The organism is Flavobacterium sp. NRK F7, assembly GCF_024054195.1.
Classification (GTDB): Bacteria; Bacteroidota; Bacteroidia; order Flavobacteriales; family Flavobacteriaceae; genus Flavobacterium.
The window spans coordinates 2,925,728-2,941,937 of sequence record NZ_JAMXLB010000001.1 but is presented as its reverse complement, the minus strand read 5'-3'; the positions used below and the strand labels follow the sequence as shown (position 1 = coordinate 2,941,937).

The following is a 16,210-nucleotide window of genomic DNA, read 5'->3' as shown; positions in this document are numbered from 1 at the left end:
TAAATCAATGGTTTAATTTTAACTTTATAAACCGAAACATATTATGAGATCAAATTTTTTACTAATTGCATTTCTATTATTAACAGCTATGGGTTTTGCACAAAACGTAGATGTTTCTGGAAGTGTACTTGATTTAGGTACTGGGGAACCAATACCTAGTGTTAACATCTTTGCTAAAGATTATAAGATTGGAACTTCCACTGATTTTGATGGGAATTTTACTCTTTCTAATGTACCAGTGGGTGTTACTTTAATTTTTAGTTATGTGGGATACAATAATTACGAATACAAAGTAACGAAATCTGAAATCATTAAAATAAACATGGTCCAAGATTTAAAAGCTTTAGAAGAAGTTGTTGTTATTGGTTATGGAACTAAAGCAAAGAAAGATGTAACAGGTTCTGTAGCAGTAGTTGATACTAAAGTAATTGAAGATTTAAGACCTATAAAAGCAGAACAGGCGCTACAAGGAACTGTTGCTGGTGTTTATGTTTCTGCAGCTTCTGGAGCACCCGGTGCTGGTTTGAATATCCGAATTAGAGGTATTTCTTCAAATGGAGATAATGGACCATTAGTACTTATAGATGGATATCAAGGAGATATGGAATTACTTAATCCATCCGATATTGAATCTTATACTGTACTTAAAGATGCTCAAGCTTCAGTTTATGGTGCAAAAGGAGCAAATGGTGTTATCTTGATTACCACTAAAAAAGGTAAAAAGAATTCTAAAACAAAAATTTCTATCAATTCCTATACTGGATTTCAAGAAACAACTAAAAAATTGAATGTTTTAAATGCTACTGAATATGCGTTGCTTTTAAATGAAAGTTATGCAAATGCAGGCTTAACATTACCTTATCCTAATGTTAGTGGATTAGGCGTAGGTACTAATTGGCAAGATGAAGTGTTTGAAAGAGCTCCAATTACCAATAATGATATTTCTATTTCAGGTGGTTCTGATAAAATTGCCTATGCTTTTAGTGCTTCTAAAATTAACCAAGAAGGGATTGTTGGTTTAAATAAATCAGGATTTGATAGAGGTACGGCAAGAGTGTTTGTTGGGGTAGATTTATATGATAATCTAAAATTAGAAACCAACTTAATCTATACCGATTTTAATAGACAAAGCTTAAATGAAAACGGTTTAGGTTCTGTTTTATTTAATGCAATTAATATGCCATCTGTATTTTCAGTTTATGATACAAATGGTGATTATACTTTATTGCCATCAACTGCGGGTTATGGTTTAGAAGTAATTAATCCATTGGCACAAATTCAAAATACATACAACAGCTATAATCAAGAGCGCTTAAATGGATCTGTGAGTTTAGAATATAAAGTATTTAATGATTTAAAAATAACTTCTCGTTATGGCTTTCAAAGAGCAAATAGTGTAGGGAAAAGTTTTAACATGCTAGTTTTCTACGGGCCGAGTAAAGTTTTTAATAATGTGGACCAAAGTACTGTTTCTCAAAATACAATTAAGTTTAATAATTCGACTTTTGATTTATTTGGTGAGTACAAAAAAACACTTTTTACAGATCATACTTTTAAATTGACTTTAGGTGGTACTCTATATCAAGAGAACGGAGAAGGATTATTTGCAACAGGTTATGATGTACCAAACAATTCTTGGGAATATGCTGATATTGCGTTAGCGAATGGTACACCAAGTGGCGGACCAATAAAAACGAATGGCTCATACAAAGCTACACCGTATAAAAGACCTTCCTTATTTGCCACTTTAGATTATAATTTCAAAGAAAAATATCTTTTATCCTTTATTTTTAGAAGAGATCAATCTTCTAAGTTTGGTCCTGAAAATAGCGTAGCTTATTTTAAATCAATTTTGGGAGGATGGATTATTTCAGAAGAAGACTTCTTTAATAAAGATGGAAAATTGAACTTCTTAAAACTAAGAGGTAGTTATGGAACATTAGGAAATGATGCAATTGGTAATGATGCATTTCGTTCCTTATTAAATGGAGAAGCTGAATACGTATTTAATGGAAATTTAGTTACAGGAGTTGCTGTAGGAGGGATTACAAATCCAAATGTTAAATGGGAAACAGATACTAAATTAGACATTGGATTAGATGCTAAAATGTTTAACAACAAATTAGAAATAACTGCGGATTATTATAATAACGTTAGAAAGGATTTATTAATTCCAAATACTCCCGTTTCAGGTATTGGTGGTGGAGCTGCACCAGGCTCCGGAAATCCAACTATAAATGCTGGAACTGTTGAAAATAAAGGATTCGAACTAGCATTGAACTACAAAGACAATATTAAAGATTTTAATTATGCTGTTGGCTTTAATATTACTACAATTAACAATAAAGTTACAGAAGTGAATAATGGATCTGGATTTCTTCAAAGTGGCGCTTTTGGTGTAGGTCAACCAGCACCAACGAGAATGCAAGTGGGACAAACTATAGGTGCCTTTTATGGCTATCAAACCGATGGTATTTTCCAAAACCAAGCAGAAGTTGATGCACATCCATCACAGTTAGCATTAGGTGCTGAAGCGGTTCCAGGTGATATTCGCTATAAAGATATTAATGGTGATGGCATAATCAATTTAGAAGATAGAACCTTTATTGGTAAACCAGTTGCCGATTATACTTTAGGCTTTAATTTAAATTTAAGCTACAAAAATTTTGATTTTGTGGGTTATTCTTATGCATCAGTTGGAAATGACATGATTCGTAATTATGAAAGAGCTGAAAATAAATTGAATAAATTGAATTATGTTTTAGGAAGATGGACAGGTGAAGGAACTTCTAATGAAGTGCCAAGAGTAACTGCTGGAGCTTCTGCAAACAATGTTTTTTCAGATTATTTTGTTGAAGATGCTTCTTTCTTAAGAATTCAAAATATTCAACTAGGATATTCGTTACCATCTAGTTTTATTGAGCATGCAAAATTATCTAAAGTAAGATTATATGCTTCTGTAAATAACGTATATACATTTACAAAATATAGAGGGTATGATCCTGCAGCTAATAGCGGTGATCCAATTGCTGGAGGAATTGATTATGGTTTTTATCCTACTCCAAGAACTTATATGTTAGGATTAAATGTTACTTTTTAAAAAAATGACTATGAAAAAATATACAGTAAAAATTGGAATTATTATGACAATACTGGTGTCATTAATTTCAGCATGTTCAGATGAATTTGTAAATGAAGCACCACCTTATTCAATTGATTCAGAAAATTATTTCAATTCAAAAGATGATTATGAAAAGGCATTAATAGGTGCATATGATATATTACAATCTACGTATGTAAATGTCTTATTAGGAGAAATTGCTTCTGATAATACGCTTTCGGGAGGAGAAAGTGCAACGGATGTAATTGGTTTTCAACAAATAGATGAAATGATTCACACTCCAGTAAATTCGAATTTAAAAGATATTTGGAACTGGATGTTTGCAGGGGTTTACAGAACCAGTTATATCTTAGAATTTAAAGATAAAACTGATTTTGATGGGAAAGAGCAAATTATAGCGGAAGCGCGATTTTTAAAAGCGTACTATAACTTTGAATTAGTGAAATGGTTTGGTCCAATTCCTATTAAAGAGGATCAAAGATTTAGCGTAAGTGATGTAGAAACACTTCCTCGTTCTCCGGTATCTGAAGTGTATGCAAATATCGAAAGTGACTTATTATATGCTATCGATAACTTAAGCCCAACTGCGGCTCAACAAGGTAGAGCTACTAAAGGTGCCGCACAAGCTTTATTAGGAAAAGTATATTTATACCAAAACAAATTTGTAAATGCATCTACTATTTTAGAACAAGTTATTTTAGACGGGAACTATTCTCTTGTTGCGGATTATTCTACGCTTTTCGAAAATAATGCAGAAAATGGACCAGAATCTGTTTTTGAAGTGCAGTATTTTGACGGTCAAGGTGCAGGATTTGGTTGTTTACAATGTAGTGAAGGAAATGTTGCTGTAGGTTTTAATGGTATTAGAAATTATAGTGGACCTTTATTTGATTCAGGATATAGCTTTAATGTGCCAACTCAAGAGGCTTATGATGCTTTTGAAGTAGGTGATAACAGAAGAGACGTAGCAATTTTAAATATTGTTGAATGGGCAGCTAATACGGGAGCTACATATGGTGAAGGATACAAGCACACTGGATTTTTCAACCGAAAATACCTACCTCGTCAAGGAGATTCTAATGTGGGTGACCAAAACTTAACCAACCCAAATAATTATAGAGCAATTCGTTATGCAGATGTATTATTAATGGCTGCTGAAGCATTTAACAGAGGCGGAATTGACGATGCTAAAGCAAGATTGTATTTAAACATGGTTAGAAGAAGAGCTTTTGGAGATACCAATCATGATATTTCTGCATCAGGTGCTTCTTTAACCGATTTTATTTTAGACGAAAGAAGATTAGAATTAGTGGGTGAAGGACACCGTTTCTTTGATTTAGTTAGAACAAATAGAGCTGTAGGAACCATTCCAGGATTTACGGCTAATAAAAATGAAGTTTTCCCAGTTCCTTTTGAAGAAATTCAGTTTTCTAACGGTAATTGGCAACAAAATCCAAACTATTAAAATATACGTATTATGAATAAAATTAAAATAGTAATAGGTCTATTGGTTTTCTCCCTTTTTATGGGATGCTCCAATGATGACGATACTGTGAACTTAGATAGCATTAGTACTCCTAAAAATATAAGTGCAGTAATGACCATAAAACAAGACAATTCAGGGCTTGTGACTATAATTCCTAATGGTGAAGGTGTAACCCAATATGAAATTTATTTTGGTGATGCAACTACTACACCTGCTTTAGTAAATCCAGGTAGTGCAGCACAACATACTTATGCCGAAGGGAATTACCAAGTTAGAATTGTTGGTACTACATTAGATGGTAAGTCTTCAGAAGCTACTCAAGATTTAACAGTTTCTTTTGTGGCACCTGAAAATTTAGAAGTAGCAATTAACTCCATACCAGGTAACAATTTAGGAATTACAGTTTCTGCAACAGCAGATTATGAAACTTTTTTTGAAGTTTATTTTGGAGAAGATCCAAATCAAGCTCCTGTAGTTTTTATGCAAGGAGAAACAGTAACATTTAACTATGCAACTGTGGGTACTTATACAGTACGTGTAGTTGCTCTAAGTGGTGGTACTGCTACTACTGAATATACAGAAGATGTAACTATTACCAATCCTGTTTTATTACCAATTGATTTTGAATCTGCAACTTTAAATTATGACTTTGTTAGTTTTGGTGGTGCTAATACTGTAAAAGTAGCTAATCCTAATATAGACGCTAATAATGGTAGTGCAAATGTAGCTCGTTTAACTAAAAACAATGGATCGGAAGTTTGGGCTGGTTCTTTAATTGAATTAGGTGAGCCTATCGATTTTTCAACCATGCAAAAAATTAAAATGAAATCTTGGGCTCCTCAAGCTGGAATCGTGGTGAAGATGAAATTAGAAAATTTATTAGACTCTAACATTAATGTTGAAGTGGATGCAACTAATACATTGGCTAACGGATGGGAAGAGTTAACATTTGATTTTAGTGGTGTTAATAATGGAAATAACTATCAAAGAATTGTTGTATTCTATGATTTTGGAAATGCTGGAACTGGGGCAAATTATTATTTTGATGATATCGAATTAACTTCAGGTGCACCATCAGTACAATTACCTTTAGATTTTGAATCAACAGTTTTAACGTATTCATTTGATAATTTTGGAGGAGCTAGTACTACGGTGGTAAACAATCCTGATATGTCAGGAATAAATACTTCTGCTACTGTTGGTAAATTAGTAAAAGCAAATGGAGCAGAAGTTTGGGCTGGTTCTTTTATTGAATTAGGTAGTCCAATCAATTTTGCTACGATGCAAAAAATTAAAATGAAAGTATGGTCTCCGCAAGCTGGTATTGTTGTGAAACTGAAATTAGAGAACTTAGTAAACGGTGGTACAATAAATACAGAACTAGACGCTACTACTACTCAATCAAATGCTTGGGAAGAGCTTACTTATGACTTTACTGGAATAAATAATGCAAATAATTATCAAAGAGTGGTTGTATTCTTTGATTTTGGAAATACAGGAACTGGAGCATCATATTATTTTGATGATATACAATTATCCAATTAAAATACTAGAAAATGAAAAATATAAAAAAATATATCTTATTGTTATTAGGGCTTACATTTTTAGTGAGTTGCCAAGAAGAAGATAAAAACATTGGAGATTTAGATGCTCCTACCAACTTAGTTGTTGAAGCTGTTATTCAAGGACAAGATGCTAATAATCCATATGGAGATGGAACAGGAGTTGTCAATTTTAAAGCGCATGCAGATAATGCTATTTCTTACAAATATGCTTTTAGCGATGGAAATACTAAAAACGTGCCTTCTGGAGAATTTGCCTATGCATTTAATACAAATGGGATTATCGAATATACAGTAACTGTTATAGCATTTGGTAAAGGAGGAGTAAGTACTACAACAACTTTGATGCTTACTGTTTTTAGCGATTTTTCAGATTTAGAAGCAGTTGATTTTTTAACTGATGGAACAAGCAAAGAATGGTATTGGTCCGCATCGGAACCTGGTCATCTAGGAGTAGGTCCTAATAGTACTGATGAAACACAAAACTATTTTGGTTTTTGGTATCAAGCTGCTCCTTGGGAAAAAGCAGCGAGTCCAGACAGTAGCTGTTTGTATGATAATGTCTTAACTTTTTCTGTTGAAAACGGACAATTAAAATTTGTATTGGATAATGGTGGTAAAACATTTTTTAACACAGCTTTCGAAGGTGTTGTTGGAGGAAGTGCAGGAACGGATATGTGTTACGATTATGATGTTTCGGGCCTTAAAAACGTAACCTTAAGCCCTTCTACATCTGTAGTTACAATGAATGCAAATGCGGCAACTCAAACTAGAGGTACTTTAATGAACTTTTCTGATAATGGCTTTATGGGGTATTATATTGGCCAAAGTACTTATGAAATTTTATCTTTAACACGCAATAGAATGGTAGTTAGAGCTATTATGGGGAATGACCCAGGATTAGCGTGGTATCATACTTTTACAACTACAAGACCAGTTCAAAATCCAACTACAGATTATACTAATTTAGTTTGGTCTGATGAATTTAATATAGATGGAGCACCAGATGCTACAAAATGGGGCTATGATTTAGGTGCTGGTGGATGGGGAAATCAAGAAGCACAAAACTATACCAATAGTGCTACAAACTCAGTAGTTTCTAACGGAAATTTAGTGATTACAGCAATCAATTCTGGTGGGAATTATACTTCAGCAAGATTAAAATCTGAAAATAAATTTGAATTTACTTATGGTAAAGTAGAAGTTCGAGCAAAATTACCAGTTGGTGGAGGTACTTGGCCTGCTATTTGGATGTTAGGAGCTAATTATGATCAAGCAGGATTCACTTGGCCGGCATGTGGCGAAATTGATATTATGGAACACAAAGGGAATGTACCCAATGTTATTCATGGAACCTTACATTATCCAGGTAATTCTGGAGGAAATGGAAATGGAAATACAACAACGATAACTGGGGCAAGTACTGATTTTCATGTTTATAAAACAATTTGGAGTCCAACTTCTATTCAAATATTTGTAGATGATGTATTGTTTCACTCTGTACCTAATTCAAACGCAGTTCCATTCAACCATGATTTCTTCTTAATTCTAAATGTTGCAATGGGAGGAACTTTTGGTGGAGCAATTGATCCAGGTTTTACACAATCTTCAATGGAAGTAGATTATGTAAGAGTTTATCAATAATACTTTTTCATTTTTTTATAAAATATTTTTTATCATTTCAATCTTAAGGAAGTCTAGTTTATAAATTGCTAGCTTTCTTAAGGCTTGGAATATTATTACCTATCTCTAATGAAAATCAAACCTATTACACATAGTATTTTATCCTTATCCTTTTTATTTTTTATTGGATGTAACAAAAACCAAACAAAACAAGTGGGGACATCTGAAAAAAATGATTTGATTGAACAAAAAGTAGATTCCATTTTAAAGCTAATGACTTTGGATGAGAAAATTGGTCAAATGAATCAATACAATGGTTTTTGGGAAATTACGGGCCCAGCTCCAAAAGAAGGGCAAGCAGCTAAAAAATATGAAGATTTAAAAAAAGGACTAGTAGGTTCCATGCTTAATGTAAAAGGAGCTAAAGAAGTGTATACCTTACAAAAGATTGCAGTTGAAGAAACTAGATTAGGAATTCCACTATTATTTGGGTTTGATGTTATTCATGGTTATAAAACTATCAGTCCTATTCCTTTAGCTGAAGCAGCAAGCTGGGATTTAGAAGCAATTCAAAAATCGGCTGCAATTGCTGCTGAAGAAGCAGCAGCAGTAGGTATTAATTGGACTTTTGCCCCTATGGTTGATATTTCAAGAGATGCCAGATGGGGAAGAGTTATGGAAGGAGCTGGAGAAGACCCTTATTTGGGAAGTAAAATTGCTGAAGCTAGAATTAAAGGTTTTCAAGGTGAGGATTTATCTTCTAAAAAAACAATTCTTGCTTGTGCTAAACACTTTGCAGGTTATGGTTTTGCTGAAGCAGGTAGAGATTATAACACGGTAGATGTTGGTGAACAAACACTTCAAAATATTATTTTGCCACCTTTTAAAGCTTCAGTTGATGCTGGGGTACGCACATTTATGAATTCGTTTAACGATTTAAATGGAGTTCCTGCTACAGGAAATAAAATGTTGCAAAGAGAAATTCTAAAAGAAAATTGGAATTTTAATGGTTTTGTAGTTTCCGATTGGGGTTCTATTAACGAAATGATTGCTCATGGTTATGCTAAAGACAGCAAACATGCTGCAGAAATAGCTGTTAATGCTGGTTCTGATATGGATATGGAATCCTATGCATACGTCACTTATCTAAAAAAATTAATCGAGGAAGGTAAAGTTAAAGAAGCTGATGTGGAAGATGCAGCTAGAAGAATTCTAAGAACAAAATTTGAATTGGGATTGTTTGAAAATCCCTACAAATACTGTGATGAAGCTTATGAAAGAGCAACAGTAGGTAAAAAAGAATTTCATGATGGCGTTTTAGAAGTGGCCAAAAAATCGATTGTTTTGTTGAAAAACGAAAATGATTTATTACCCTTATCTAAGACGGGTAAAAAAATTGCATTAATTGGCGCTTTGGCTAACGATAAGACAAGTCCGTTAGGAAGTTGGAGAATTGGTGCTGACGACGAAACAGCTGTTTCAGTTTTAGAAGGTATGGAAGCATATGTTGGCAATCAATTGTCTTTTGCAAAAGGGACTAATGTAGCTACAGGTAGAACTGAATTTATGTGGGAAACGAAAATTAATACTTCAGATAATTCTGAATTTTCCAAAGCAATAGCTATTGCTAAAAATGCAGATGTAGTGGTCATGGTTTTAGGAGAACATGGTCTGCAATCTGGGGAAGGAAGAAGTAGATCCGATTTAGGTTTACCAGGTCTACAACAAGATTTACTAGAAGCTGTTTATAAAGTAAATAAAAACATTGTTTTAGTATTAAATAACGGGCGTCCCTTGGTTATTCCTTGGGCAAAAGAAAATATTCCTGCCATAGTAGAAGCATGGCATTTAGGAACGCAATCGGGTCATGCTATAGCGCAAGTATTGTATGGCGATTACAATCCTAGTGGTAAATTGCCTATGACTTTTCCTAGAAGTGTAGGACAAGTTCCTTTGTATTATAATTATAAAAACACAGGTAGACCTATCATGAATGAACCAGAAAGTGTTTTTTGGTCTCATTATATAGATGAAAAAAATACACCCCTTTTTGCCTTTGGTCATGGATTAAGCTACTCTAAGTTTGAATATTCAAATCTTACTTTAAGTAAAAAGAACTTAAATAGTTCTGAGAAAATTATTGCTTCAGTAACCTTAAAAAACAATAGTAAAGTTAAAGGGAAAGAAGTCGTACAAATGTATATTCGAGATTTGGTAGCGAGTTCAACAAGACCCGTTAAAGAGTTGAAAGGATTTCAAATGGTTGAATTAAATGCTAATGAATCCAAAGTAATTTCATTCGTAATTGATGAAAAAATGTTGGCTTTCTATACGAATAATAAAAAATGGGAAACAGAACCAGGAGATTTTAAAGTCTTTATTGGAGGTAGTTCAGACGCTACTTTAGAAGATACGTTTCAATTTTTAAACTAATTTATAATGAAAAAAATAACGCTACTAATACTCCTTTTTAATTTGACTTATGCTCAAAAAGATAATAGAAAATTAGTTTGGGAAGAAAATTTTAATGGAAAAACTTTAGATTCAACTGTTTGGAATTATGAATTAGGAAATGGATGCCCTAATATTTGTGGTTGGGGAAATAATGAATCTCAAATTTATACGAAGAATAATCATAAAGTTGAAGATGGTATGCTAACGATTACTGCTGCTTATGATGGAACGCAGTATACTTCTACAAGAATCACCACAAAAGATAAAAAAGAATTTCAATATGGTAAAATGGAAGTTCGTGCAAAATTGCCTCAAGGAAAAGGATTATGGCCAGCATTTTGGATGTTAGGTTCCAATATTTCTCAAGTAGGTTGGCCAAAATCGGGTGAAATTGACATTCTGGAATATATTGGAAAAGAACCGGGACAAGTTTTTACTTCTTTGCATACACAAGATAGTCATGGAAATACTATTAATACGAAAAAAACTAAAATTGAAGGTATTGAAGAAGGCTTTCATTTGTATGCAATTGATTGGAATAAAGATCAAATTGCATTTTATGTAGACAATCATTTGGTATATACTTTTAAACCTGAAGTTAAAAATGAAAATACTTGGCCTTACAACCAGCCTTTTTATTTTTTAATTAACATGGCAATTGGCGGAAACTTTGGCGGTCCCGACATTGATAATAGTGTATTTCCTCAAGAATTTAGTATCGATTATATTAAAGTATATCAATAACTAAGTTCCTGTTTGTTTCCTCATTTTTAGTACTAAAAATGTGTTGTTAAAAATTGTAATTGAGAGTAAAAAGCGATTTACTCTTTATTGTAATACGTTTCTTTATAAGAAGCCCTCAAATAGAAAAGTTCATAAAATAAAATTGCTATGTGAAACCAAACTATTTATTAACATTTAACAAACAAAACATGAAAAAAACAAAACAAACTTATGCTGTAAGTTGGAAATTTCTTTTCCTCTTATTGATTACTTCTTTGGGTTATAGTCAAGGTCCTATACCATTTGAAATCAAGAATACCTCTACATTTAACGATTCCGAATTGTATGTAGCTATTGTAGGGATTAACTACAATACCGGCGCACATGTTTGGGTTGATGCCAGAACAAGTCAGGTGTATCCAATGAATTCTTCTTATAATACGGTACAAGGGCCTACACCTGGTGGAAATCTTGGTCCTGGTGGCAATGGGAAGTATGCAAACTGTTTTACAAGGTTAAGTGATATCCCTAACAAAACGTTCACTTTACCTTTAATTGCAGGTTGTAGAGTTTTTATTTCCAAAGGATCGCAAATGTATCTTTATTTCTTTGGATCTACTGGTGCACCATCGGGTTATGCAGGACATAATCCTTTAAATCCAACAGATCCCAATAACGGAATTTTATATGAAATGATTGAATTAACCAATAATCAGTATGGTTTTTTTGGTAACCCAACACGTGTAGATTCCTATAAATATCCAATGGGATTGGAATTGTATGGCGCAAATGGATATTACAAAAGAGTGGGCGAATTAAAAAAACATGATGAAATTGTTGCTGCTTTTAGGGCTAATGTTCCAACAGAATTTCAAGGTTGTTTAAATAATACTACTGGAGAAATTACGGCACCTTCTAAAACTCCTGCTTTTGCAGATGGAACTGGCGGTACAACTCCTGGACCGTATGCAAATTATCTGAAATCATATATTGACGCAATTTGGAACAAGTATAAAAACCAAGATTTAATTTTTTATGCAGGTCAAGCAGGTGTCTTTAAAGGGAGAGTTATTGGTGAACAATTAGAAATGGTTGGACAATCAGGAGCTTTCGTAGGAAGAACGGGTAGAGTACAATATAGACCTTCTACTCAAGAAGCTTTAGAAGGAAAAGGTGTATTAGATAGAAGATTAGTAGATGGAGATTTGGACTTAGTGATTCAAGCCCAATTAACAGCAGCTATCAATAGACACGTTGTAGATGTTACCAGTGCAAATCCTGGCCAACAAAACTGGCATAATATTGCTTCATTTTATCAAGCGAATCCTATGAATCATTATTCTAAATTTTGGCATTTACCAGGAATAAGTGTTGATAATCTTTCGTATGGTTTTGCATATGATGATGTTGCAGATCATTCACCATCCTTACATACGACACAACCTACAAGAGCTGTTGCTGTTTTTGGTGGTTTTGGAAATGGTGCACCAAGTACTGCAACGGTTTATAAGCATTGTAATTATGGCGGTTATGCAGTAGGTTTACCTGTAGGAAACTATACATTAGCACAATTACAAGCCAGAGGAGTTTTAGATAATGATGTATCTTCAATAAAAGTACAAAGTGGTTTTGAAGTAGTATTATATGCTAATGACAATTATTCTGGGAATTCTATTATTATTGGTTCAGATGATACTTGTTTAGTGGATAATAACTTCAATGATGTTACTTCTTCAATACGAGTTCGAACTGCTACGAATGCTTCATCTGTATTTATACAAGCTGAAGATTACTCAGCCATGAATGGTGTTCAAACAGAACCTACTACAGATACAGGAGGAGGTCTAAATGTAGGTTATGCTGATACAGGTGATTGGATGGCCTATAACAATATTACTTTCCCAACTAATGGTGCTTATTTGATTGAATACCGTGTTGCAAGTGCTGTTAACGGAGCACAAATTTCTTCAGATTTAAATGCAGGTTCCATTGTTTTAGGCTCTGTAAATATTCCAAATACTGGAGGTTGGCAGAACTGGCAAACTGTTTCACAAACCGTAAATGTAAACGCCGGAACCTATAATTTTGGAATTTTCATCCAAAATTCAGGTGTTAACTTAAATTGGATTAGAATTACTAAAGTTAGCAATGCTCTTAGAGTAGCAACTACTTCAGATGAAAAAGAAGATGTAACCTTATATCCAAATCCAGCTGAAAATATTTTATACTTTAGTACATCTTTAGATAAAGCAACTATTCAGGTGGCAGACTTCCAAAGAGGTATTTATTTAAAAGTTCCTAAATCCGATGCAAATAGTTTAGATGTTTCAAATCTTCAACCGGGTATTTATGCGGTTATTATTGAAAAAGACGGTGTAAAAACTGAAAAGAAATTTATAAAAAAATAAGGTTGTTAGCGCTCAAACGTAAATGAAAAAAGGTTTGAGCGCTTTTTATTTCAGCGTTTTTAATTTATGTGATTTCATCTTTAAAAAAATAAATATTCTTTTGAAAATGAATAGTTTAAAAATATTTTTGAGTTGCTTATAGTGATGGCGAAAAAGCATTTTGTTGATTGAAATATGCTGTTCGTTGAAAATAAGATGCTGTTCGTTTAATTTATTTTTTTCAAAAAAATGGTTACAATACATTTATATAGATAATTGAATTTTTGTATCAATAAAAAATTTTTTTTTAACTTTTTTAAATGTATAACTATGTGTAAAAAAAGACGCTTCTCTTAGAATTACTATCTAAAATCTTAACATAAACAAATAACAAACAAACATGAAAAAAAGAATTTACTTTAGCTTTATAGCTTTGGTTACATTTTGTAATTGGGCTATATCACAAACTTCATTAGGAAAAAATGAAACTTTTCTATCTACTGTTAAAAAGAATTTGGCTTCTAATACAGCAAAAGGAAATGAAAAAGACATACTCTTAAAAATTGCGAATGATATTTCGCTTAACGGAAAAATCAATTTCCAAAAATCCAGTGCTTCGAGTGAGTATCTAATTGGAGAGATAAAAAGTAACGGAGGATCTTTTTACTTAGACATTAGTAAAAAAGAGCTTGAAGGTCATATTATTATTAAAGCTACTGAAAAGGCTTATAAATATTATTCTGAAAACGGAAATGCATTTGTAAAAGAAGTAGATATTAATAGCTTAATATGTATCAATTATCAAAATGTTCCTAAAAATGAATTACTAACGAATTCTGAAAGAGTAGACACACCTCAAGAAGCTCCAATTGCGCAAGCACTTTTAAACTTGCAAAGTTTACCAGGAGCTGCTGGTTGTGTATTATTAGATTTTGATGGATATTACATGCCAGCTGGTAATTTATGGAACAATGGGAATGCTATTAATGCAGCTCCTTCTGGAATGAGCGATGCTGCGGTTCAAGAACATTGGGAAGTAGTATCTGAAGATTACCGACCTTTTAATTTAAATGTTACTACTAGCGAATCTGTATTTAATTCTTATCCTAGAAATAGAAGAATGCGTGTGGTTGTTACGCCTACAAATACAGCCGCTCCAGGTGCTGGAGGTGTGGCATATATTGGTTCTTTTAATTGGGATAACGATGTGCCATGTTGGGTGTTTATTACTTCAGGTAAATCAGGCGGTGATGCTTCGTCTCATGAAATTGGGCATACTTTCGATTTAGGGCATGATGGGCGCACAAATCCTCAAGAAGGTTATTTTCTAGGTATTGATGGTACTTCTTGGGCGCCAATTATGGGCGCAGGTTATTACAGACCTGTTGTACAATGGAGTAAAGGACAATATAATTATGCTAATAACTTACAAGACGACGTAGCTACAATTGCAGGATCTAAATTTGGTGTAGGTTACAGAGGTGATGATTACAGTAATGGTATTTCTGGAGCAGCAGCTTTAAGTTATAATTCAAACGGAAATATCAATCAAAAAAGCGGTATCATTTCTAGTGAAGCAGATTATGATTTTTTTAGTTTCACAACAGGTGGTGGAAATGTAGTAATTAATGCAAATACAGTAAGTAGAAACGGGAATTTGCATTTAATAATTCGCTTATTTAATGCTTCTGGAACTCAAATTGGAACCTACTGGAACTCTGATCCATTTGCTCTAAATGCTACATTGAATGCAAATTTAGCAGCGGGTACTTATTATATAGGTGTTGATGGTACAGGTGCTGGTGACACTGGTTACGGAGGGTATTCGGCTTACGGCTCTATAGGGAGCTATACTATTACAGGTACAATTCCTCCAAATAATGGCGTAGCAACAGTTTATAAAGATTGTAATTATGGTGGTTATGCAGTGAGCTTAGCACCAGGTAATTATACATTAAGTCAGTTACAAGCTAAAGGAGTTGTAAATGATGATATTTCTTCTTTAAAAGTAAATAGTGGCTATGAAATGGTACTATATGTTGATGATAATTTCACTGGCTCCTCTATTGTTGTTGGAAGCAATGATGCTTGTTTAGTGGATAATAGTTTTAATGATTTAGCTTCTTCTTTACGTGTTAGAGCAACAAGTAGTTCTTCAAGTGTTACAATTCAAGCTGAAAATTATTCTGCTATGAGTGGTATTCAAACGGAGCCAACTACTGATGCAGGTGGAGGATTAAATGTAGGTTATGCTGATACAGGCGATTGGATGGCATATAACAGTATCAATTTTCCAACTTCAGGTTCTTATTTAATCGAATACAGAGTCGCTAGTGCGGTTAATGGTGCTGTACTTTCTTCTGATCTAAATGCAGGAAGTATTATTCTTGGAAATGTAAATGTGCCTAATACTGGTGGATGGCAAAACTGGCAAACGGTTTCTCAAACGGTAAATGTGAATGCAGGAACCTATAATTTTGGTATCTATATCCAAAATAGTGGTGTAAACTTAAATTGGTTTAGAATTACTAAAGTAGGTAATGCTGCTGCAAGAACAGAATCAGTTGAGGAGCCTAAAGAAATGTTTGTAATTTATCCTAATCCAGTTGAAACTACATTGTTCTTTACTGCTGATGTTCAAAATTCTAAAATTACAATAGTTGATGCACAAACAGGTACTTTTATTCCTGTTAATAAAGGGGATGGTAAAAGTATAGATGTTTCGAGTCTTAAACCGGGTATTTATTCTGTTTTAGTAGACCACAATGGTCAAATGGAAGAAAGACGTTTTATTAAAAAATAGACAGAATGGGAGCCTCATTCTTGTGAGGTTCCTATTTTATAAATACAGGTA

Annotated in this window: 8 protein-coding genes; all 8 read left to right on the top strand. The window is 33.3% G+C overall.

Going from position 1 to position 16,210, the window contains the following annotated elements:
• Positions 1-43: 43 nt before the first annotated feature.
• Positions 44-3,100, top strand: coding sequence for a TonB-dependent receptor (locus tag NHF47_RS13290; RefSeq protein ID WP_252765386.1), 3,057 nt, complete (start codon positions 44-46; stop codon positions 3,098-3,100).
• A 10-nt stretch (positions 3,101-3,110) separates the two neighbouring features.
• On the top strand, positions 3,111-4,586 hold the full coding sequence (locus tag NHF47_RS13285; protein WP_252765385.1) for a RagB/SusD family nutrient uptake outer membrane protein: 1,476 nt from the start codon (positions 3,111-3,113) through the stop codon (positions 4,584-4,586).
• 12 nt (positions 4,587-4,598) lie between these two features.
• On the top strand, positions 4,599-6,152 hold the full coding sequence (locus NHF47_RS13280; protein WP_252765384.1) for a hypothetical protein: 1,554 nt from the start codon (positions 4,599-4,601) through the stop codon (positions 6,150-6,152).
• 11 nt (positions 6,153-6,163) lie between these two features.
• Positions 6,164-7,813, top strand: coding sequence for a glycoside hydrolase family 16 protein (locus tag NHF47_RS13275; RefSeq protein WP_252765383.1), 1,650 nt, complete (start codon positions 6,164-6,166; stop codon positions 7,811-7,813).
• Positions 7,814-7,921: 108 nt separating this feature from the next.
• The gene (bglX, locus tag NHF47_RS13270; protein ID WP_252765382.1) at positions 7,922-10,225 is read left to right on the top strand and encodes a beta-glucosidase BglX; all 2,304 of its coding nucleotides are present in this window, start codon (positions 7,922-7,924) and stop codon (positions 10,223-10,225) included.
• 6 nt (positions 10,226-10,231) lie between these two features.
• Positions 10,232-10,990, top strand: coding sequence for a family 16 glycosylhydrolase (locus tag NHF47_RS13265; protein ID WP_252765381.1), 759 nt, complete (start codon positions 10,232-10,234; stop codon positions 10,988-10,990).
• Positions 10,991-11,178: 188 nt separating this feature from the next.
• Positions 11,179-13,377 carry a beta-1,3-glucanase family protein gene (locus NHF47_RS13260; RefSeq protein ID WP_252765380.1) on the top strand — a complete coding sequence of 733 codons (2,199 nt, stop codon included), beginning with the start codon at positions 11,179-11,181 and terminating at the stop codon, positions 13,375-13,377.
• 379 nt (positions 13,378-13,756) lie between these two features.
• Positions 13,757-16,159, top strand: a complete 2,403-nt coding sequence (locus NHF47_RS13255) for a carbohydrate-binding protein (protein ID WP_252765379.1) — start codon at positions 13,757-13,759, stop codon at positions 16,157-16,159.
• The last annotated feature ends 51 nt before the right edge of the window (positions 16,160-16,210 follow it).